The organism is Staphylococcus agnetis (assembly GCF_002901865.1).
GTDB classification, from domain to species: Bacteria; Bacillota; Bacilli; order Staphylococcales; family Staphylococcaceae; genus Staphylococcus; species Staphylococcus agnetis.
The window spans coordinates 1-22,469 of sequence record NZ_PPQF01000014.1 but is presented as its reverse complement, the minus strand read 5'-3'; the positions used below and the strand labels follow the sequence as shown (position 1 = coordinate 22,469).

Genomic DNA, 22,469 nt, shown 5'->3' with positions numbered 1-22,469 from the left:
TTACCACAGGTTTTCATTACAAACACGTTTCTCATATTTTATACAACAAATTATCCTACTATCGTTATACGCTCCTTAATTAAAAATCATGGATTCAACTTAAATTCAAACCTCAAATCACATCGCCTACTCTTGAATCATACTAATTTTCAACGAGTTTACTTCTTCAATAAAAAAGGAGTAAGATATAATCTTAGAGATTTATATCCTACTCTTTTTTTAAATCTTAATATTAATTTGTTTTACACTGTGACTGTTTGATGTTGTCCATGAATTGCATGTGTAATCGCATCTTCTAATTCTTGTTTATATACGGCCTTAGTATTGTCATCGTAGCCAACTAAATCTGCTAAAACATTAGTGACAATATCTTTATATTTTTGAACAGATTCGATATCAAAGTAAAGCGCTCCTGTACGACGAATTAAGAAGTCAGTCGGTTTTACAACCAACTCATTTTGAACGCCATATAACAATTCTACGTACATTTCTAAAGGTAGTCCTGTACTTTGATGTTGTGCCGCTTGAGTAAGTGCAAATAATTCATCGACATTAGAACCATACTTTTTAGCTAATTTACGTGCGACGTTTTCATCCAAGTTATAACCTTTAGCCAATTTCACTTTTTCATCTACAAAAGATTTAAAGTTTTTACTGCCGCCAACATCTCCGCCTGACATTGGGATATTCTTCGTATTCGCTGGTTTAAATTCTAATTTATACTCTTGTTTCAAGCGTTTCGCAACACGGTCCACTATTTCGTTAGCCATATGACGGTAACCTGTTAATTTACCGCCAGCAATCGTTAATAATCCAGAATCTCCTTCCCAAATTTCATCTTTACGTGAAATTTCAGATGGATCTTTACCTTCTTCTAGAATTAACGGACGAATACCTGCCCATGTTGATTCGATATCTTCATCTTTGACATGTACTGTTGGGAACATGTAGTTAATCGCATTGATTAAATAATCACGGTCCTCTTGGTTGACTAAAGGACTGGCTTTGTCGTTATTGTAAAATGTATCTGTTGTACCGACATATGTTTTACCTTCTCTAGGAATCGCAAAAATCATACGACCATCTTTTTCTGTATCAAAATAAACTGCCTGATGTAAAGGGAATTTTGATTCATCAAATACAACGTGTACGCCTTTCGTTAAACGTAATTCTTTGTTGTTCTTAGAGTAATCATTACTACGCACCTCATCAACCCAAGGTCCGGTTGCATTAACTACTTTTTTACCGTGAATTTCAAATTGTTCATTTTTAATGCGGTCAATGACACGTACACCATTTACTTTATTATGATTGTCATATAAAAATTGGCTTACTTTAGCATAGTTAATGATATCTGCACCAAATTCAGCCGCTTTTTTCATTACTTCAATTGTCATACGTGCGTCATCTGTACGGTATTCTACGTAATAGCCACCACCTTTTAAACCATCTTGTTTGACGAGTGGTTCTTTATCTTTTGTTTCTTGAACATTCAACATACGTTTACGTTCTGATTTTTTGACACCAGCTAAACGATCATAAACAGCTAAACCGATAGAAGTTGAAAATTTACCGAACGTACCGCCTTTATGCATTGGTAATAACATCCATTCTGGTGTTGTCACGTGTGGTCCATTTTCATATACGATTTCACGCTCTCTACCAGTTTCAGCTACCACACCGACTTGGAATTGTTTTAAATATCTTAAACCACCGTGCACAAGTTTTGTTGAACGAGAACTTGTACCTGATGCAAAGTCTTGCATTTCTAATAAAGCTACTTTCATACCTCGTGCTGATGCATCTAAAGCGACGCCAGCACCTGTAATGCCGCCCCCGACAATGACTAAATCATATTCCTCTTGTTGCATTTTTTCTTTAACTGAATCACGTTGTAACGTTGATAAACGTCCCATAAAAACGCCTCCTATAATGATAAAAAGAGAGACTCCGCCCATATACTTTAACATAAAGTTTTACGACAAAATCTCTCTTCTTCTCGAGTAAACTATTAACTTATCTACAGTATAGCATACGACTTATGCTTCGTCTAATTTAAAGACTTTCGTTGCTTCAACTGCTTTTTGCCAACCTTTGTATAATTTATTGGCATCTTTAGCAGCCATTTGTGGTTCAAATGATTTTTCTAATTTCCAGTTATTGCTTACTTCATCTTTATTTCTCCAGAATCCTGTAGCAATACCTGCAAGATATGCTGCACCTAACGCCGTTGTTTCGTTAATTTCAGGGCGTTCCACTGAAACGTTCACTAAGTCAGCTTGGAATTGCATTAAGAAGTTATTTTTTACTGCGCCACCATCAACTCGTAAACTGTTCACTTCAATACCTGAATCTTGTGCCATCGCTTCAATCACATCGCGTGTTTGATAACATAGTGATTCTAATGTCGCACGAATGAAATGTTCTTTTTCTGTACCACGTGTTAATCCAAAGATGGCCCCACGTGCCTCTGAATCCCAGTATGGTGTACCTAAACCAACAAAAGCAGGAACAACATACACACCTTCAGTAGAATCCACACGTTTCGCGTAATCTTCAGACTGGGGCGCTGAATTAATCATACGTAATCCGTCACGTAACCATTGAATTGCTGAGCCTGAAACGAAGATTGAACCTTCAAGCGCATAATTCACTTTACCATCTAAACCATAGGCAATCGTTGTTAATAAACCATGCTCTGAAGTCACTGCTTCTTCGCCAGTGTTCATTAACATGAATCCACCTGTACCGTAAGTATTTTTAATATCTCCTTTTTCGAAACAAGCTTGGCCAAATAATGCTGCTTGTTGGTCACCTGCAATACCTGCAATAGGAACCTTTTGACCGAAGAAGTGATAATCAATTGTTTCACAATAAATTTCACTTGAGGGTTTTACTTCAGGTAACATGGCTTTTGGAACATCAAGGAGTGATAATAATTCATCATCCCATTGTAAGTCATGAATGTTATACATTAATGTACGACTCGCGTTAGAATAGTCTGTTACGTGTGCTTTACCGCCTGATAACTTCCAAACTAACCAAGAGTCAATCGTGCCGAATAACACATCACCATTTTCTGCTTTTTCTCGCGCACCTTCAACATGATCTAAAATCCATTTTACTTTCGTTCCAGAGAAGTATGGATCAAGTAACAATCCTGTTTTCTTACGGAATGTGTCTTCATGTCCACCATTTTTAAGTTCTTCACAAATTGCTTGTGTTTGGCGGGATTGCCAAACAATCGCATTATAGATTGGACGTCCAGTATGTTTATCCCAAACAACTGTTGTTTCACGTTGGTTTGTAATGCCAATACCTGCAATTTCTGAAGCTCTAACGTTATTTTCATTTAACACGATAGCTAAAACAGACAATACAGATGTCCAAATTTCATTCGCGTCATGTTCAACCCAACCAGATTTTGGAAAGTGTTGCTTAAATTCACGTTGCGCTACTCCCACAATTTCTGCTTTCTCGTTAAACAATATTGCTCTTGAACTTGTCGTCCCTTGGTCAATTGATAAAATATATTTTCCCATAATATGTTACCTCCCATTATCACTCATGTTTTAATCACATAGGCAATCATAGCTTGCCATTTGTATGTTTAGATAGCACCAAAATCTTCATGTTTAATTTTTTTGTTTAAAATACTACCTAACACTAATGTACCCACTAATAGTACGACAGCAACAATTGTCCATACATCGAATGTACCTTGGAAAAACAATCTATAAATGACAGCACCTAAAATACCACCAGTAATTGGCCCTAAAATAGGAACAATCGCATACTGCCAGTCACTATGTCCTTTACCATGAATTGGTAAAATTGCATGCGCGATACGAGGACCTAAATCACGAGCTGGGTTGATGGCATATCCTGTTGGACCACCTAAACTTACCCCAATCCCTACGATTAATAAACCGACAATGACAGGGTTCAATCCGTCTGTAAATTTGTTTGTTCCAATAAATAACAATGCAGATGTTAAAACAGCAGTACCAATAATCTCTGTGATAAAGTTTGCTGTGTAATTTCGAATCGCAGGTGCTGTTGAAAAAACACCTAATTTAGCCGCTTTATCTTCAGTTGCGCGCCAGTGTGGTAAATACGTCAACCACGTGAGTACGGCACCTACAATACCACCTAAAATTTGTGCAATAATAAATCCTGGAACTTGCGACCATGGAAAATCACCAGTTACCGCAAATGCCAATGTTACAGCTGGGTTAAGATGAGCACCCGAAAAGTTTCCTACTGCGTAAATACCTAAAGTAACGGCTAAACCCCAACCAATTGCGATCACAATCCAGTCAGCACCTTCACCTTTAGATTTACGTAATACAACATTCGCAACAACGCCTCCACCCATTAATAGTAGAATGGCGGTTCCGATAAACTCAGCTAAGTAGATATTCATTATTTTTCCTCCCTTGAAAAGACAAAAAGACCCCTAGCTGACCGTATTACTATTATTAATAACACGTGCGAAGAAGTCTCTAGCGTCTCGATTCATCTATTAACTTGTTTTTAATATTACATCTCGATGTAAGCGTTGTCAATAACATTTCAAAGGATTAAAACGCGCTTTACAATTTTCATTACAAAACACTCTAAAATTTAAGGTTATTTGTGACTTACTGCCGAAGCATCAATTGAAATTTTACACGGATCTGTATGTACAGTTGCATGAATGCCTAATGGTAATGTCGCTTTAGGTTCATTATGACCAATAGGAACATTGACTACAACAATCAAGTCATTTTCATGAAATTCTTTTAACACTTTTAAAATAGAGGCATGATACTCATTTTGAAGGACGCCGTCATGTGGTCGTCCCACAATTAAAGCATTGATGCGTTGGAATACCCCCATAAGCCCCCATGTGCGAAGTGATTCTTCAAACGACCATTGTGGTGTATGGACTTCAGATGTTTCGATAAATAAAATCGCATTGTTAAAGGCATCTATTGGGGGAAAATACGTTGTTCCTCTTAATTTATCAAGCGACTCGAAACAACCACCAATTAACGAGCCTGACACAGTGCCTTGACCATGTAAAACTGTAATATCATTAGCGGGTATTTTTTCGCGTTCGAAATGTCGTAAATGTGCTTCCCATTTCAGACCAAACTTCCGAAAATAAGGGATTGGTTGAAGTGGACCAAACGATTTATCCTCGCTAATTAAAGAGAAAAGTGCCGACATCGTATAAGCGTCAGCACCCCCATTTTCTGCAAAGTCTGTGAGTAAAGCTGGGCCATAGAAAGTTGTTAATCCTAACCGATTAAAATAGAGATGTAATGGCGTTATGTCTGAATACCCAATAAAAATTTTGGGATTTTGTTGAATCACTGCATCATCAATAAATGGAATGATACGTACCGACTCATAACCACCAATCGTACATAAAATTGCTTTTACTTCATCGTCTTGAAATGCCTCCATCAATGTTTGAGCACGTAATTCAGGGTGGTCATAATTCCACTGAATGGTGTTTAGCGCTTCGGGCATCACTTTGACACGATAGCCCATTTGTTCAATATAGCGTATACCTTGTTCAGTACGCCACTTTATAGTTGGTTCGCCTGCTAATCCTGATGATGGTGAAACAATTGCGATGGTATCACCTTTACTTAATGGTTTTGGTTTAATCATTTCAATCTCCCCTTTGTTTCATGATTACCACAAACGTTCTTCACTTGTTGTCACATATGTTGCGCCACTTTCTATTGCTGAAATTACTTCTTGTTCTGTACTGATTAATCCACCTGCAATCACTTTTACACCAGTTTCGTTGTAAATACGTTCTATAACTTTATTCGCGATACCAGGAAGTACCTCAACAAAATCTGGTTCAATACGTTGAATTAAACTGATACTACGTTCAAGCGCATGACTGTCAATAATAAACACGCGAAATATCGTGATGACACCTAATGCCTTTGCTTTCTTAATAACCTTTGATTTTGTCGACACAATCCCTTTTGGTTTATACGATTGAATAATGTATTCACACGCATATTCATCATGACTCATACCTTTTATTAGATCGATATGAATAAACGGGTGCAAATGTTTACTATGAATAAACTGCATCATACTTTTAAGATGACCGATGTGCGTATCAAGAATCACACATGTTTTGTAATCGGTTTGCGTCAATTTTTCTAGACTTTTCATTGATCGTATTGCAGGTAATATATTTGGTTTCATGTTTGCCCCCTTATTGTATACGTTTAAAAAGTCGTTCTAATTCGTAATTTGTAAAGTTAATGATAATAGGTCTGCCGTGTGGACAAGTAAATGGGTCTTCCATTTGACGGAGTTGATTGATTAAATCTGCCATTTCATTGTTTTTCAAATAATGATTGGCTTTAATTGATTTTTTACAACTCATCATAATCGCAAGTTCTTCTCTGAATTTAGCGATGTTAACCGTTTTATGTTCTAATGCATAATGAATGATGTCTTTAATGGTTTCTTCTACCGCTTCTTGAGGGAACCATACTGGATAGCTATTCACAATATAGTCGTGCCCCCCAAAAGGTTCCAAAAAGATACCCGCACGTTGAAGGGCTTCTATATTTTCTTCTATAAAAAGTTGTTCGTCTTTTGTAAATGTAAACGTTAAAGGAATGAGTAAATTTTGGTTTTCATTGCTGACTTCTCCAATTTTATCTCTAAAGTATTCATACTTAATACGCTCTTGTGCTGCATGCTGATCAATTAAATACATTCCTTCATCATTTTGAGCCACAATATAAGTACCGTGCACTTGTCCTACCACTTCCATATAAGGAATACGCGGTGTGAATTGTTTCGCGTTATCCACAGACATGGATGGCTGACTATCTGAAGTATCGTATTGCGCATCCAGACCGGATAAAATATCTCGTTGCGCCTGTGTATAGGCATCCACCTGATCATTCGATGTAGCGTTATGATGTTTATCATACGATTGATGCGCATCATTCGTATATTCCTCTGACGAAGGCGTAGAATTATTTGTTACTTCTGTTGTTGCATCCTCTTTATATGAAGGTTCTTCCACATTCGTTTCTTCAATTTTGGAGTTGGGCGGATTTTTTTTAATATGTTGTTGATCAAATGCCATTTTTTGTTGCTCAAACTGTTTTAATACCTTTTTAGGTTGATATTTGGCACTCAAATCGTTTTTAGGAATCAGCACTTTTTGCTTGAATGCTGCTTTTATTTTTTCAACAATCAATGAATACAATTGCTCTTCTTTGGATAAACGTACTTCTAATTTTGTAGGATGTACGTTGACATCGACAAGAATGGGATCCATTTCTATATTAATGTAGACAATTGGGAACCGACCAATTGTAAGTAACGTGTGATAACCTTCTTGAACAGCTTTGTTCAGCACGAAATTTTTAATGTAACGTCCATTAATAAAAAGAGAGATATAATGTCGATTACTTCTGGAATGTTCAGGCTTTGCTACAAACCCATGAATACGATAGTCGCTCGTTTCACCTGTAATTTCAACTAAATCACGAGCGACTTTCATACCATAAATTTCAGCCATGACTTCGTTTGTGCGACCAGAACCATTCGTTTGTAGCATCGTCTTACCATCATTTTTTAAGGTCATACGAATGTGTGGATGACTCATCGCCATTCTATTCACAATATCCGTTATCTTACCTAATTCTGTATATAAACTTTTAATGTATTTAAGTCTTGCTGGTGTATTGTAGAACAATGATGTGACTTTGATATCTGTTCCACGTCTCGCTTTAGCTGGTTTTTGTTCATGGATTACACCATCTTCAGCATATACTTCATAACCATCTATGCCATCAGTTGAGGTTTGCAATGTCACTTTAGCTACTGATGCAATACTCGCTAATGCTTCACCACGAAATCCTAACGTACGAATATGAAATAAATCATCATCTTCGACTAACTTACTCGTTGCATGACGGTGGAAAACTAACGGTAAATCTTCTTCTTCAATGCCAGAACCGTTATCGACAATACGAATTTCAGCAATACCAGACTCTACAACTTCAATATTGATCTCAGTTGCACCGGCATCAATACTATTTTCTAGTAATTCCTTCACGACTGAACTCGGTCTTTCAACCACTTCGCCGGCAGCGATTTTATTGGCGAGTGACGTGTGTAAGGTTCTAATGCGCCCCATATCCATCACCTTCTATTTAAGTTTATTTTGTAATTCATTTAGTTTAATTAATGCATCAATTGGGGTCATTTGTGATATATTCAAATCTTTAATTTCTTGTTCAATTTCACTTTCTGTCATTTCATTTTCAAATAAATTAAAGGTAGCTTGCTCTATGCGTGCATCTGGTGTTTTAGGGTCGTATGTTGTGACCTCGTCCTCAATACCATCTTTGATATCTAAATGTTTCGGATGTACATGCTGCTGATACGCAGATGTATTCGAATCTGATTCAAAAGCATCTAAAATGACTTGAGCGCGTGAAATCACTGCTTCAGGTAAGTCTGCAAGCTTCGCGACTTGTATACCATAACTATGTGCAACCGCACCCGGTTTAACTTTGTGTAAAAATATCAGCTCGCCTTTATATTCGTTTGCTGCAACATGTACGTTTTTTAAACTTGGTAACGCTGCTTCAAGTTCAGTTAGTTCATGATAATGTGTCGAGAACAACGTTTTAGCTTTTGATGTTTCTGCAACGTATTCGATCATAGCTTGTGCTAATGCTAAACCATCATATGTTGACGTACCCCGTCCGATTTCATCAAATATAATTAAACTGTTCGGCGTGGCATGTTTCAATGCTTTTTGTGCTTCCAACATTTCTACCATGAACGTACTCTTACCCGACACCAAATCATCAGCAGCACCAATACGTGTGAAAATTTGATCGAATATCGGAAGCACCGCTGATTCACATGGCACATACGCGCCCATTTGAGCCATAATGCTAATGATTGCAACTTGGCGCATGTACGTTGATTTCCCTGACATATTAGGGCCAGTAATTAAGTATATAAATTCAGATGCATCTAAATAACAATCATTTGGCACATAATCATTATAGTCCATTACACGCTCAACCACTGGATGACGCGATGCTTTTAAATCCAATGTTTGGTCATGACTAAATGTAGGCCTAACGTAATTATAAGCTTGTGCAATTTCTGCAAAGCTTTGTAAACAGTCCAATTCGGAAATCATTTTCGCTTGTTGTTGTAACCGTTCAGTAAATGTTTTTACATATGAGCGTAATTCAGTAAAAAGCGCGTACTCTAACTCAACAGATTTTTCTTGCGCCCCTAAAATAATAGCTTCTTTTTCTTTTAATTCGTCTGTAATAAAACGCTCGGAATTTGCGAGTGTTTGTTTACGCTCATAACCATATTCTGCTGGGTTAAATTGGGTAAGGTTTGCACGTGTAATTTCAATGTAATACCCAAATACTTTGTTAAAACTAATTTTTAATGATTTAATGCCTGTTCGCTCACGCTCTTTAGCTTGTAATTCTGCTAACCATGTTTTACCATTACGTGAAGCATCTAAGTATTCATCCAGTTGCGTATGATACCCTTCTTTAAATAAGCCACCTTCTTTTACTGATAATGGAGGCTCGTCTACTAAACTTTCTTGTAGGGTATGTAGCAAATCATCCAATGGTTCAAGCGCATTAAAATGTGCAACTGCATCAGAATCAATCGTTTCAAGTAACGCTTTGATGAGTGGAATTTGTGCAATAGAATGTTTTAATTGCACAAGATCTTTTGCATTGACGTTTCCAAAACTCACACGTCCCACTAAACGCTCGATATCATACACTTCGTTTAAATAACTTCTTAAAGTATCTCGCGCTATAAAATGATTAATCAATTGCGCAACTGCATCATGTCGTTGTTCAATATCAGAACGTTGAATTAATGGCCGATCAATCCATTGTTTTAAACGTCTCGCTCCCATTGGTGTTTTCGTTTTATCCATTAACCATAACAATGTACCTTTTTTTGACTTTAAGCGAATACTCTCCGTTAATTCTAAATTGCGTTTCGCATAAAAATCCATTTTCATATAATCTAACGCCTGATATGTAACAACTTCTTCAATATGGGATAAATCACGTTTTTGCGTATCAAAAATATAATCTAGTAAGATTTGAACGGCGCGTGTCATTGTAGGATGCGAAATGGTATTTACCTTATATGTAGAGTCTGATAAAGATTCGCGGACAGTTACCGTTTCCGTAATCATGCTGAATTGACGTTTCAATTCGTCAGTAAGTGGTTGGTCCACTACAATTTCATTGGGTTGGATTGTCGTTACTTCATTAATCAATGTACTTGGATCTTCAAAATGTGTGACTTTGAGTTCACCTGTACTCACATCACAGTAACTTAATGCATATTGATTATTGTGGTGTATAAAACTTACAATATAATTATTTTGGGATTCATCGATGCCGCCTCTCTCAATCAAAGTGCCTGGCGTTACGACGCGAACAACTTCTCGTTTAACCATCCCTTTTACTTGTCTAGGATCTTCCATTTGTTCACATATTGCCACTTTGAAACCGTTTTGTATTAATGTTTCAATATACCCATCCGCAGAATGATAAGGTACACCAGCCATTGGAATGGGATTGTCTTTTTTTGCATCTCGTTTCGTTAATGTAATTTCTAACACACGAGAAGCGGTCACCGCATCATCATAAAATAATTCATAAAAATCTCCTAAGCGGAAAAAAAGTAAAGCATCTGTGTGTTGCGATTTTATATTTAAATATTGTTTCATCATAGGCGTGACTGTTGTCATTATTTTTTCACTTTCCTTCTATTTCTCAACTTAATAATGTAATTAGTTTAACAGATTTCAAACGTTGACTCGAATGTTAGGAAGTCATATTCAATGTGGTGTTCATAATCTCACTATACGACATTAAACTTGGCACACACGGCATCGGTTACCTGGTTGATAATATTATAGCGATATTTGACAGGAATTTATAAAAAAAGATGGAAGATTACATCCCCCATCTTTATCATATATTTAAAATTTGCGCTTTGATTTTTTATCTAAATTAGGCAACTTATGTCGCTTTTTTAATATTATCAAGAGCACATAACTTAATGAAGCGCCAACTAGACTCGATAATAAAAACGTCGCCATGAGTGGTTTAATCATCATACCATCAAAACCTATCAACCACGCTATAGGAATACAAAGTAAACTTCCAATAATCCCTGTGCCAATCACTTCACCAATTGAAGCTACAAATAAATGTTTATTCACGTAATAAAATAAACTTGCGACTAAAACCCCCACCATGCTTCCTGGAAATGCAAACGGCGTACCTGTACCTAGAAGTAAACGAATGAGTGACGATAAAAATGCCTGTGCCAGTCCAAACCATGGACCTAAAATAACCGCACTCAATACATTAATAAAATGTTGCACAGGTACTCCTTTAAACGGACCAATTGGAATGACCACAATTGTACTTAATAGAACATTAACCGCGATAAAAAGTGCCGTTAATGTAAGTTTTTTATTGTTCAAAGTATCACTCCTCTTTACGATGTGTAGAACCAGAGAAGTGATGTGCACCTTGAAGTCTGGTTGCTAAAGTTTCAATTATGAGATGGAGCGTTTCATTAGCTTCCTCTTGAGATTGTCTAAATTGACCTACAATAGGATACGCATCAATTTCAGCGCGAATATTAGAAATGGTTTCTTCTGAGCGCTCATATGCGTTGGGTTTATTATAATTTTGGAAATTCACGGATTGCTTTTGATTCTGTTTCAACGCATCCATATGTTTGGCAATTTGCGGATGATGATGTATTTGCGCTTCTATATGTCTATAATTTTGAATCACATCTAAAGCCTCAATGTCAGCGCTAAGTGCTTTGGCACGGAGGATAATATCATCCTTTTTAAACATTATTGCGTCACCATTGCACCTTCAGAAACGCCTACAAATTCACCATTTAATGAGAATTGTTTCGCTTCAACAATTTTAACATCAACAATTTTGCCAATAACTTCTTTTGGTGCACGGAAGTTAACGAGCTTGTTCTTTTCAGTATAGCCTGCTAACACATGTTCATCTTTTTTACTCGCACCCTCACAAAGGACTTTAACTGTTTGACCTTCATATTGCGCCAATGCACGTGCTGAATATTCCCCAACTAAACGATTTAAACGTTGCAGACGTTCTTTTTTTACATCTGTAGGCACATTATCTTTCATTTTAGCTGCAGGTGTACCATCACGTTGAGAATATAAGTACGTATAAGCATGCTCAAAGCCTACTTCTTCATAAAGGGAAAGCGTCTCTACAAATTGTTCTTCCGTTTCATTAGGATAGCCTACGATAATATCAGTTGTAAGTGCCACATCTGGAATCGCAGTTTTAATGCGACGAACTAAATCCAAATAGCTTTCACGTGAATATTTACGTCCCATAATTTTAAGCACTTGATTATTACCAGATTGGACTGGCAAATGAATGTGCGGTACAATATTGCCGCCTTTGGCAATCACTTCAATCATACGATCTGTGAAGTCCCAAGGGTGACTTGTAGTAAAGCGTACGCGAGGAATGTCAATTTTAGCAATATCTTCTAATAAATCACCTAAACCGTAATCAAGATCTTCTAAATCTTTACCATATGAGTTAACATTCTGACCAAGTAACGTAATCTCTTGGTAACCTTGACGCGCTAAGTCACGAACTTCTTCTATAATATCGTGTGGGCGACGGCTACGTTCTTTACCTCGAGTAAAAGGAACAATACAATATGTACAGAATTTGTCACAACCATACATAATATTCACCCATGCTTTAATACGACCTTCACGTACTTTAGGTAGATTTTCAATGACATCGCCTTCTTTAGACCAAACTTCCACAACCATCGCTTTAGATAAATATGCTTCTTCTAAAATTTGAGGGAGGCGATGAATGTTATGTGTTCCAAAAATCATATCAACGTTTTGGTAAGATTTTAAAATTTTATTGACTACTGATTCTTCCTGTGACATACAACCACAAACACCAATCAAACAATCTGGGCGTTCTTGTTTAATATGTTTTAAGTTACCGATTTCGCCAAACACTTTATTCTCTGCATTTTCACGAATTGCACATGTATTTAATAAAATGACATCCGCTACATTCACATCTTCTGTCGGTGTATAGCCTAATGCAGTAAAAATTCCAGCCATTACTTCTGTGTCATGTGCATTCATCTGACAGCCATAAGTTTTAATTAAGAATGTACGCCCTTTACCCATACCACGATATTTTTCATCAATTTGGAAATCTCTATTATACGCCACTTCTTCTTTACCACGTTTTTTGGCTTCTTTTAAACTTGGGGGTTGATAAACGTGTTCAAAGTACTTACTATAATCTTTTTCTTTATCATTACGTCGCGAAAGCACATCTAATGTGCCCGCTTTTCTTTGTTCTTCATTCACATGCAAAACCCTTTCTGCCCATATATCATTAGTACATTATATTAAAAATCAAGAAAAAGTGCAAAATGAAATTGAATGCGCCCTATGGCCTTGAAATACATATGACAGGTCAAACATCATCGTATTTTTCTGTTAACGTCGCCATACTTATCCCTTCAGGAACATGATAAAATTTTACTTGACTGATCACGCTACTCACTTCTAACTCCACCATACGCTCATTAATATGTTGAATTAAAATGAGCAATTCGCTCATATCACCTTCTATTGTTGTTTCAAGGGGCCCTACACGATAATTTAAGCCGGATTTATCTATCACAGCTATCGCTTCGTCAACATAAGGTATAACGTTTTTTCCTTGAGGTGTTTGAGGAATAATTTGAATACTCATTAACGTATCTACCATAATCATACGCCTTCCTTCATCTAAAAATAGCACTCATTGAGTCAAAGACGGTAAATGAGTGCTTGAGTAATTATATAAATTGTTTCGTTAATGCTTCGAATTGTGCTTCTTCTAATTTTAAATCTTGATGCGCGAGTGGTTGGTCGCTTAAACCTTCAATCTGTGATTCATATGATGGCGTTTCTGTATCTTGGTAAACAATGCCTTTTAATAAAGATTCATGTTCAATCACTGTTTGTATCGCTTGCTGTTTATTGGATGCATCATAACCTTCGATATCGTCAATGCTTGTTAAATGCGCTTTAAACCAATCATATGTGTTGATTTTATTATATGTGACACAAGGGGAAAACACATTAACAAATGAAAAACCATCATGTTGAATGGCATCTTCAATCATTTTAGTGAGCCCTTTAATATCATTTGAGAAACCTTGTGCAACAAACGTTGCGCCAGATGATAATGCAAGTTCTAATGGCGCTACATTTTGTTCAATATTTCCTTTAGGCGTTGTTTTAGTAATGAAGCCTGGAGCCGATGATGGTGAGGTTTGACCTTTCGTTAATCCATAAATTTGGTTATCCATGACGATATACGTAATATTCATATTTCGTCGTAAAGCATGAATCGTATGCCCCATACCAATCGCATAACCATCGCCGTCACCGCCAGAAGCAATCACTGTTAAATCTTTATTTGCCATTTTCACACCTTGCGCTAAAGGTAATGCACGTCCATGAATTGAATGTACCCCATAAGAATTTACATAACCTGACAAACGTCCTGAACAACCGATACCAGTAATTAACGCAACCTCTTCAGGCTCCAATCCTACATTAGCAGCAGCTTTTTGAATGGCAGCTTGTACTGAAAAATCTCCACATCCTGGGCACCAGTTTGGTTTTACATTATTTCTAAAATCTTTAAAAGTTGCCAATTAAACTCGCTCCTTTAATTGATTCACAATTTCTAATCCTTTTTCTTCAATTTCTTTAGGTAAAAATGGCGTGCCGTCATATTTCGTTTGTTTGATTAACTTATCGCCTAATTGAACATTCATTTTAATAATGTTAGCTAATTGCCCCTGATAGTTATGTTCTACTACGACGACTTTTTTCGCATTGTTGACAGCTTTTTGAACTGTTTCTGATGGGAATGGATGTAATTGACGTAACTGCAAGTGATGTGCAGTATGCCCCGCTTCTTTTAAACGTTGTACCCCTTCTTGAATCGCACCTTTTGTGGAGATAAAACCAAGGTATAATACATCAACCTCTTCATTCAAGTCGTCACCTTCTACTGGCTCATTAATGAGTAAGTGTTCCGTTTTGCGCATACGTTTATCCATTTGCGCCTGACGATTGCTCGCTGCTTCACTCGGTTTTCCTTCCTCATTGTGTTCGACACCAGTTACATGATGTATACCGCCTTTCACACCAGGAATTGGTCTTGGAGACACACCTGATTCCGTAAGTGCGTAACGCTTAAAGTACGCCTTATCATCTGGATCGCGTTCTATCGTATCCATCATTGTCGCACCTCTGCGAATTTCAATACGCTGATAATCTAAGTTTTGAACTGTTTGTTTACCTAAAGATAATTGTAAATCACTTAATAAAATAACTGGACATTGATATTCTTCTGCTAGGTTAAATGCTTCAACTGTAAGATAAAATGCATCTTCTGCATCAGTTGGTGCTAAAACAATTTTCGGAATATCGCCATGGGTACCATAAATCATTTGCATTAAATCTGATTGTTCTTGTTTCGTAGGTAACCCTGTAGATGGGCCACCACGTTGCGTGTTCATAATTACAAGTGGCGTTTCAGTCATACCAGATAGGCCAATCGCTTCCATCATTAAAGATAAACCTGGTCCAGCGGATGCGGTGAAAGCACGCACACCACCATAATTGGCACCAATGGCCATCGTTGCCGCAGCAATTTCATCTTCAGTTTGAATCACTGTACCATTGACTTCTGGTAAATGCTCAATCATATATTCCATGATTTCAGATGCCGGTGTAATAGGATAAGCTGCCATAAAACGAGACCCACCCGCAATCGCGCCTAATCCAATAGCATCATTACCAATCATGTAAAGGTGTGGCGTCCCGCTACCTTCTTGTAAAACAAAATCTCCCTCAATATCACTTATGTGTTGTGTCATAAGTTCATAGCCTTTATGAAGCGCCTCAACATTGAGGTTAACCACTTTGTCTCCTTTTTTCTCAAACATAGATTGAATTAATGATTCAAATGTTGATGATTCAAGTTGCATTAAAGCTGAAGTCGCACCAATCGCAACCATATTCTTCATCAGTGGTGTACCTAATTCTTTCGCTATCTCTGTAAAAGGTAAAACAACCAATTGAGCCTTACAATCTTCTGGCTTTACAGGTTTTGCTTTACTGTCAGCCAATATTACACTGTCTTCACGCATTTCATGATGATTGAGCGCTATCGTTTCTTGATCAAATGCTACTAAAATATCAAGATCGTCACTAATCGCATGTACAGGTGTAGTAGAGACACGAATTTTGTTATTAGTATGGCCACCTTTAATACGGCTAGAGAAATGACGGTAGCCGTAGAGATAGTATCCTTTACGGTTCATTGCCGTAGCGAAGATTTCACCTGTAGATTCAATACCTTCACCTTGTTGACCGCCGACTTTCCATGATACTTGTGATTTCATTAAAATGAGCCTCCTGCACGTTTAAATTCAATTAATATCATATCAAAATAACCCGTGATTTGCCTCTACAAATCACGGGTTTTATTAAAATTCATACTAATGGACGATACTATTACGAAAATGGATGGTCATCGTTAATTAGAATTCTAGAAATCGACTTTGCTGTACCATCTGACTTCAAATCAATGATAACACCAGATAAAATACCACGCCCTTCATCAGGGACAACATGGCGTTGAGGTAAGCTTGTAATAAATCGTTTGATAACTTCATCTTTATTAATACCTAATATACCATCGTAATACCCAGTCATTCCTACATCAGTGATATAAGCTGTTTCATGCGTTAAAACACGTTCATCTGACGTTTGAATATGCGTGTGTGTGCCGACAACAGCACTGACACGTCCATCTAAATACCATCCCATCGCATACTTTTCCGATGTTGTCTCAGCATGAAAATCCACAAAAATAAAGTCGGTTTCTTTTTTAGCTTGTGTAATCAGTTGGTCCGCAGTTTTAAATGGATCATCACTCATAGGCATAAAACTACGCCCTTGTAAATTAATGACTGCCAACTTTTTATCGTTAATATTAATGACACGCATGCCTACCCCAGGGGCTTCACTGGGAAAGTTAGCTGGTCGTACGAGACGTGATGCATCATCAATAAAATCATAAATTTCACGTTGACCGTACGTATGATTGCCCATGGTCATAAAATCTACGCCTTGTCTTAACAATTGTTTATAAATTTTTTCAGTGAGTCCTTTACCATGCGCTGCATTTTCAGCATTGACAATCGTTACTGTAGGACGATAATGTTGTTTTAATTTAGGTAAATACGTCTCTAACGTTTGACGTCCTACTTTACCTACGATATCTCCAATAAATAGTATTCTCATTTAAGTAATATCCTCTCTAGTAAGAAGTTTTATGCGTTAATAGCTTTTAAGTTTGCTACTATCCTACGCATGATTTCTTATACTATTTTATTGTAACGGGTTCACACACCATGTCAATGTGATTCAATCATGCTTATTCTGGTTTAATGTACAGTAGCCTCAATGCATTTAAACCTACGAGTAAAGTCGCACCCATATCTGAAAATATTGCAATCCATAACGTGAGCCACCCTGGAATAACAAGCAATAATGCAATGATTTTTAAACCAATTGCGATGAGAATGTTCATTTTAATAATTCGCATTGTATGACGACTCAACTTAAAAGTATATGGAAGTTTTGAAATATCATCATTTAAAATAGCAATATCTGCAGTTTCAATTGCAGTGTCAGTACCTGCAGCGCCCATAGCAATTCCAACCGTTGCATTGGCTAGAGCTGGGGCATCATTGACACCGTCGCCCACCATCGCGACATTTCTATAGTGTTGTTTTAAGTCACTCATACGTGTCATTTTATCTTCAGGTAATTGATTCGCTTTAAAATGAGTCACACCGATTTCTTGCGCTATACTTTTAGCTGTTGCCGTATTGTCTCCAGTTAGCATCTCAATATGCTTTATCCCTATATCTTTTAAACGCTTACAGCTCCATTGAGCATTTGGACGCACGCGGTCTTTAAGCGCTATTAACATCGTAATCACATCATTCTGGGAAACTAAAATAACTGTATGTCCCGAGGTCTCATATTGCTTAACTTTATTTTGCCACTCCACAGCATCGTTTAAGTCAAAACGTTGCGGTTTTCCTATACAATATTGTGAAGCATCTACAGTAGCTGTGACACCTACACCTGTCTGAGATTGAAATTCAGTCACTTCAAAATGAGATAACTCCACCTCTTTTTGAATATAATTCACTACTGCGCGTGCAATCGGATGCGTAGACATCGCTTCAATGGCAGCGACATGTTTTAAAAGTGTAGACCGTTCAATACGATCTTCTAACATTTCAATATGTGAGACTTCTGGGTGACCTTGTGTTAACGTACCTGTTTTATCCAACGCAATGGCTTTAATGCGATTCAGTTGCTCTAAATGTATCCCACCTTTTATCAATACGCCATGTTTTGCGGCATTACTCACGCTGGAAATAATTGCAATAGGTGTCGCAATAACTAATGCACAAGGGCAACCGATGACAAGTACAGATAGCCCTTGATACAACCACATATGCCATTCAGCATGAAACAATAGGGGCGGTAAAATAGCGACACCGAGTGCTATCAGCATAATTAATGGGGTATAGTATTTGGCAAATTTTTCAATAAGCGCTTGAGCAGGTGCTTTGTTTACTTGCGCACGTTCAACCAATTGAATCATTTTAGATAGGGTTGAATCGGATGCAAGTTTTGATACAGATACTTCTAATACACCGCTTTCATTCAATGTCCCTGCAAAAACGTCATCTCCTTCCCCTTTATCTACAGGGACAGATTCTCCAGTTATTGCGGCTTGATTAATCGTTGATGCGCCTTTATGAATAATGCCATCTAAAGGAATTTTCTGTCCAGGTTTAATCAATAAAATATCGTTAATGTTGACATCTTTAACGTCTACTTGTTCAACATCATTGCCCACTAATCGATAGGCAGTTTCAGGTCTCATTTTTATTAAAGATTGCATAGATTGTCTTGCTTTATCCATCGTAAACGTTTCTAGCGCTTCACTTAAAGCAAACAACACGACAACAACCGCTACTTCTCCCCATTCACCTATGATTGCACCGCCTATGACCGCTATAGTCATGAGCGTATGCATATCAAATTCTAAGTGCATTAAATTTCTAAAACCCTGTTTTAATAGTGACGCACCGCTAATTACAATCGACGTTGCAAATAAAGTAATCGTAATGAGTTGATGCTCACCTGCTGACCACTTTGAAAGATACCCTAAGATGATAAGTAAAATCGCAAAACAAATTGCACCATTTTTTTGATAAAATAACTTACATTTATGCCACCATGCCATCGGTTCTACGCTTTTCTCTTGATTAACATAGTCATCTTTTAAAGAATGCTGTGTACTATCAGAAATTTTTAAGTTTTCAAATGCCCCTGCTTCCTCTAATTCATCGAGCGTTGGCTGACCAGTTACGTAAATTTTTGATGCTCCGAAATTAATTTGTGCCGATTGTACTGAATCAAGTTGATTTAACTTTTGCTCAAATTTATTTGCGCAATGGGCACATGACAGACCTTCAACATTATATGTGTGTTGTTTCATCTGATGTCACTTCTTCCTTATGTTCGATAGATACTAACATAATTTGTCTAATATGTTCATCATAAATACGATACATCGCTCGTTTTCCATCTTTACGGTATGTGACTACTCCATTGTTATATAAAAGGCGCAAATGGTGTGAGGCATTTGCTACTGTAATGTTGAGTAACGTAGCGATATCGCATACACATAATTCTTCATGTATACATAATGCATATGTCATTTTTGCTCTATTTAAATCAGCAATACTTTTAAACATTTGGCTCACATCTTTAATTGGTGCTTGATCAATTGCTTCCTTGGCTTCTTTAATTCTCGTTTCATCTATTGACCATGATTCGCATGTTGGTATCTCTTTAACCAATTGAACCACCTCTCATTCAAGTATGTATTTGAATGTAGTATAACGATTTTTTACCATACAATCAAGTCATTACTTGAATGAAAACCCATGATTTAAATGAAATGATTTGGGTAAACAATATAATAAAGACATACTTCAAGATTTAACTTGTAGTATGTCAAAAAATTATAGGAGTTGTATTCATATTTATGTCAATTTCAATTGATCCTGAAACGTTTGCAGAACTTGTCGTCGGAGCGAATCCATCAAAAAAGGATAATCCAGAGGATATTGCGAAAGAGAGCATTGAATTATATATCCATGCCTATCGACTAGCTGAAAGATATACAAATATTTCATCAAATTGCTATGATACGGCAGGCGCTTTAAAGGAATTACATGATACAGAGTTGAATTTAACACATTAATATAAATCGTTTTATTAAGAGCAATGTAGCACTTTTTTAGTTCTACTATTGCTCTTTTTTTAATAATATATGTTTAACTATCATTTAACATATAAACATAAGGTTACACTTAATTTTTTAACTTTAATATCTTCAAGGGAGGGACATAGATCAATTCAATATTGATTGCTCCTAACCCCTTTTTAATGTGACAAGATTTGAATCAAAAAAGCAATGTTACTAGAAGTAACACTGCTTTTTTATTATTTTGCATATTCTATTGCTCTCGTCTCACGAACGACTGTCACTTTGATATGACCAGGATATTGTAACTCATCTTCAATTTGGTTTTTGATGTCTCTAGCAAGACGGTGTGCTTTTAAATCATCGATATCTTCAGGTGAGACCATCACACGTATTTCTCGACCGGCTTGTATCGCAAAGGCTTTTTCAACGCCATCATAATTCTCAGAAATACGTTCAAGACGCTCTAAACGTTTAATATAGTTTTCAAGCGTTTCTTTTCTTGCACCTGGTCGCGCAGCGGATAAAGCATCTGCTGCCGCAACTAAAATTGAGATTATCGAAGTTGGTTCTACATCACCATGATGAGAATGTATCGCATTAATCACTGTTTCAGATTCACCATATTTTTTCGCAAGCTCTACACCAATTTCAACATGGCTGCCTTCTACTTCATGGTCAATTGCTTTTCCAACATCATGAAGTAAACCTGCACGTTTCGCTAACGTCACATCTTCATTCAATTCAGCAGCTAACATACCAGAAAGATATGCAACTTCGATGGAATGCTTTAATACATTTTGTCCATAACTTGTACGGTAATGCATACGACCAAGGATTTTAACTAAATCTGGATGCATATTGTGAATATTTAATTCAAATGTGGCTTGTTCTCCTGCATCACGAATGATTTCATCGACATCACGACGCGCTTTTTCAACCATATCTTCAATACGACCTGGATGAATACGACCATCTGAAACCAAGTTATTAAGTGCAGTTTTTGCAATTTCTCTGCGAATTGGATCGAAACCAGATAATATGACAGCTTCAGGCGTGTCATCAATAATTAAATCAATGCCTGTTAAAGTTTCAAGTGTACGTATGTTTCGACCTTCTCGGCCTATGATACGTCCTTTCATTTCATCATTAGGTAAATTAACTACAGAAACTGTCGATTCTGACGTATGATCTGCAGCAAAACGTTGCACCGCTGTTGCAAGCAATTCTTTCGCTTTTTGATTAACTTGTTCTTTTGCTTCATTTTCTTTTTCTTTAACCAATATTGCAATATCTTGTGACAACTCGTCTTCAACACGTGCTAATTGTTCTTGACGTGCTTCATCTTGAGTGAGACCGGAGATGCGTTCTAATTCTTGTTCGTGCTTCATTATTATTGATTGAACACTACTCTCTTTTGCATCTACGTGTTGTTGTCTTTCTTCAAGTTTAGATTCTTTTTGCTCTAAAATCTCATCTTTTTTATCTAAAAGATCAGATTTGCGCTCTAAGTTCTCTTCCTTTTGAAGAAGTCGGGATTCCTGCCTTTGAAGTTCACCACGTCGTTCTCTAAGTTCACTTTCAGTACGTTCTCTTAGAATTTGGTTTTCTTCTTTAGCTTCAATTAATTTTTCTTTTTTGAGATTCTCTGCTTCTTTATTGGCTTGTTCAATAATATCTTCAGCAGTATTACGTGCTTGAATCTGCTTTTGACGCATTACATTTTGGGCAATCAGATACCCTACAACAACTCCTAGAATCATACCCAGCAAAATGAGTAAGAGGCTTAATAAATTCACACAAACACCTCCTTTTTCTAGGATTTGAAACTGTATGTCAATAAATCTATAAGATTATAAGATTAAAAATAAGGACCATACACATTTAATTGTACGTTTTGAACAATGAAAAATCAAGGTATCTGAC

General features: G+C 36.9%; 18 protein-coding genes. 1 reads left to right on the top strand and 17 read right to left on the bottom strand.

Annotated elements, in window-relative coordinates:
* Positions 1-242 precede the first annotated feature (242 nt).
* From CD172_RS02515 to CD172_RS02440, 16 genes are all read right to left on the bottom strand, one after another.
* Complete coding sequence (locus CD172_RS02515) at positions 243-1,916, bottom strand: glycerol-3-phosphate dehydrogenase/oxidase (RefSeq protein WP_103345385.1); 1,674 nt, start codon at positions 1,914-1,916, stop codon at positions 243-245.
* Between the two features lie 123 nt (positions 1,917-2,039).
* Positions 2,040-3,542, bottom strand: a complete 1,503-nt coding sequence (gene glpK, locus CD172_RS02510; protein ID WP_103345384.1) for a glycerol kinase GlpK — start codon at positions 3,540-3,542, stop codon at positions 2,040-2,042.
* 68 nt (positions 3,543-3,610) lie between these two features.
* Positions 3,611-4,426 (bottom strand): MIP/aquaporin family protein, encoded by an 816-nt coding sequence (locus tag CD172_RS02505; RefSeq protein WP_060550945.1) that lies wholly within the window; start codon positions 4,424-4,426, stop codon positions 3,611-3,613.
* A 206-nt stretch (positions 4,427-4,632) separates the two neighbouring features.
* Entirely contained in the window at positions 4,633-5,664 is a 1,032-nt protein-coding gene (locus CD172_RS02500) for a S66 peptidase family protein (protein ID WP_103345383.1), read from the bottom strand.
* Between the two features lie 24 nt (positions 5,665-5,688).
* Positions 5,689-6,222, bottom strand: a complete 534-nt coding sequence (locus CD172_RS02495; protein ID WP_103345382.1) for a glycerol-3-phosphate responsive antiterminator — start codon at positions 6,220-6,222, stop codon at positions 5,689-5,691.
* A 10-nt stretch (positions 6,223-6,232) separates the two neighbouring features.
* Positions 6,233-8,182, bottom strand: a complete 1,950-nt coding sequence (gene mutL / locus CD172_RS02490; RefSeq protein ID WP_103345381.1) for a DNA mismatch repair endonuclease MutL — start codon at positions 8,180-8,182, stop codon at positions 6,233-6,235.
* Positions 8,183-8,194: 12 nt separating this feature from the next.
* The gene (gene mutS / locus CD172_RS02485; RefSeq protein ID WP_411755714.1) at positions 8,195-10,786 is read right to left on the bottom strand and encodes a DNA mismatch repair protein MutS; all 2,592 of its coding nucleotides are present in this window, start codon (positions 10,784-10,786) and stop codon (positions 8,195-8,197) included.
* A 255-nt stretch (positions 10,787-11,041) separates the two neighbouring features.
* Complete coding sequence (thiW, locus tag CD172_RS02480; RefSeq protein ID WP_103345379.1) at positions 11,042-11,551, bottom strand: energy coupling factor transporter S component ThiW; 510 nt, start codon at positions 11,549-11,551, stop codon at positions 11,042-11,044.
* Between the two features lie 4 nt (positions 11,552-11,555).
* A complete protein-coding gene (locus tag CD172_RS02475; protein ID WP_103345378.1) occupies positions 11,556-11,936 on the bottom strand; it encodes a YlbF family regulator in 381 nt (126 codons plus the stop codon).
* Complete coding sequence (gene miaB, locus CD172_RS02470) at positions 11,936-13,477, bottom strand: tRNA (N6-isopentenyl adenosine(37)-C2)-methylthiotransferase MiaB (protein WP_103345377.1); 1,542 nt, start codon at positions 13,475-13,477, stop codon at positions 11,936-11,938. The genes CD172_RS02475 and miaB overlap by 1 nt, the downstream gene beginning before the upstream one ends.
* A 109-nt stretch (positions 13,478-13,586) precedes the next feature.
* Complete coding sequence (locus CD172_RS02465) at positions 13,587-13,883, bottom strand: thiamine-binding protein (protein WP_103345376.1); 297 nt, start codon at positions 13,881-13,883, stop codon at positions 13,587-13,589.
* Positions 13,884-13,953: 70 nt separating this feature from the next.
* Positions 13,954-14,820, bottom strand: coding sequence for a 2-oxoacid:ferredoxin oxidoreductase subunit beta (locus CD172_RS02460; RefSeq protein WP_103345375.1), 867 nt, complete (start codon positions 14,818-14,820; stop codon positions 13,954-13,956).
* Positions 14,821-16,581, bottom strand: coding sequence for a 2-oxoacid:acceptor oxidoreductase subunit alpha (locus CD172_RS02455; protein WP_060550935.1), 1,761 nt, complete (start codon positions 16,579-16,581; stop codon positions 14,821-14,823).
* Between the two features lie 112 nt (positions 16,582-16,693).
* Positions 16,694-17,485 (bottom strand): TIGR00282 family metallophosphoesterase, encoded by a 792-nt coding sequence (locus CD172_RS02450; RefSeq protein ID WP_060550934.1) that lies wholly within the window; start codon positions 17,483-17,485, stop codon positions 16,694-16,696.
* 133 nt (positions 17,486-17,618) lie between these two features.
* Positions 17,619-19,769 carry a heavy metal translocating P-type ATPase gene (locus CD172_RS02445; RefSeq protein WP_103345374.1) on the bottom strand — a complete coding sequence of 717 codons (2,151 nt, stop codon included), beginning with the start codon at positions 19,767-19,769 and terminating at the stop codon, positions 17,619-17,621.
* The gene (locus CD172_RS02440; RefSeq protein ID WP_060550932.1) at positions 19,750-20,133 is read right to left on the bottom strand and encodes an ArsR/SmtB family transcription factor; all 384 of its coding nucleotides are present in this window, start codon (positions 20,131-20,133) and stop codon (positions 19,750-19,752) included. The genes CD172_RS02445 and CD172_RS02440 overlap by 20 nt, the downstream gene beginning before the upstream one ends.
* A gap of 188 nt (positions 20,134-20,321) precedes the next feature.
* Here CD172_RS02440 and CD172_RS02435 point away from each other — a divergent pair, with 188 nt between their 5' ends.
* Positions 20,322-20,540: a hypothetical protein gene (locus CD172_RS02435; protein ID WP_037564606.1), complete on the top strand. Its 219-nt coding sequence runs from the start codon at positions 20,322-20,324 to the stop codon at positions 20,538-20,540.
* Positions 20,541-20,782: 242 nt separating this feature from the next.
* Here the strand turns inward: CD172_RS02435 and rny are convergent, their stop codons facing one another.
* Entirely contained in the window at positions 20,783-22,342 is a 1,560-nt protein-coding gene (rny, locus tag CD172_RS02430) for a ribonuclease Y (RefSeq protein WP_060550931.1), read from the bottom strand.
* Positions 22,343-22,469: the final 127 nt, after the last annotated feature.

Excerpts from the sequence above, each read along its gene's own strand:
- CD172_RS02515 (WP_103345385.1), bottom strand. The coding sequence starts at position 1,916 with ATGGGACGTTTATCAACGTTACAACGTGATTCAGTTAAAGAAAAAATG.
- glpK (WP_103345384.1), bottom strand. The coding sequence starts at position 3,542 with ATGGGAAAATATATTTTATCAATTGACCAAGGGACGACAAGTTCAAGA.
- CD172_RS02505 (WP_060550945.1), bottom strand. The coding sequence starts at position 4,426 with ATGAATATCTACTTAGCTGAGTTTATCGGAACCGCCATTCTACTATTA.
- CD172_RS02500 (WP_103345383.1), bottom strand. The coding sequence starts at position 5,664 with ATGATTAAACCAAAACCATTAAGTAAAGGTGATACCATCGCAATTGTT.
- CD172_RS02495 (WP_103345382.1), bottom strand. The coding sequence starts at position 6,222 with ATGAAACCAAATATATTACCTGCAATACGATCAATGAAAAGTCTAGAA.
- mutL (WP_103345381.1), bottom strand. The coding sequence starts at position 8,182 with ATGGGGCGCATTAGAACCTTACACACGTCACTCGCCAATAAAATCGCT.
- mutS (WP_411755714.1), bottom strand. The coding sequence starts at position 10,786 with ATGAAACAATATTTAAATATAAAATCGCAACACACAGATGCTTTACTT.
- CD172_RS02475 (WP_103345378.1), bottom strand. The coding sequence starts at position 11,936 with ATGTTTAAAAAGGATGATATTATCCTCCGTGCCAAAGCACTTAGCGCT.
- CD172_RS02465 (WP_103345376.1), bottom strand. The coding sequence starts at position 13,883 with ATGGTAGATACGTTAATGAGTATTCAAATTATTCCTCAAACACCTCAA.
- CD172_RS02455 (WP_060550935.1), bottom strand. The coding sequence starts at position 16,581 with ATGAAATCACAAGTATCATGGAAAGTCGGCGGTCAACAAGGTGAAGGT.
- CD172_RS02450 (WP_060550934.1), bottom strand. The coding sequence starts at position 17,485 with ATGAGAATACTATTTATTGGAGATATCGTAGGTAAAGTAGGACGTCAA.
- CD172_RS02445 (WP_103345374.1), bottom strand. The coding sequence starts at position 19,769 with ATGAAACAACACACATATAATGTTGAAGGTCTGTCATGTGCCCATTGC.
- CD172_RS02435 (WP_037564606.1), top strand. The coding sequence starts at position 20,322 with ATGTCAATTTCAATTGATCCTGAAACGTTTGCAGAACTTGTCGTCGGA.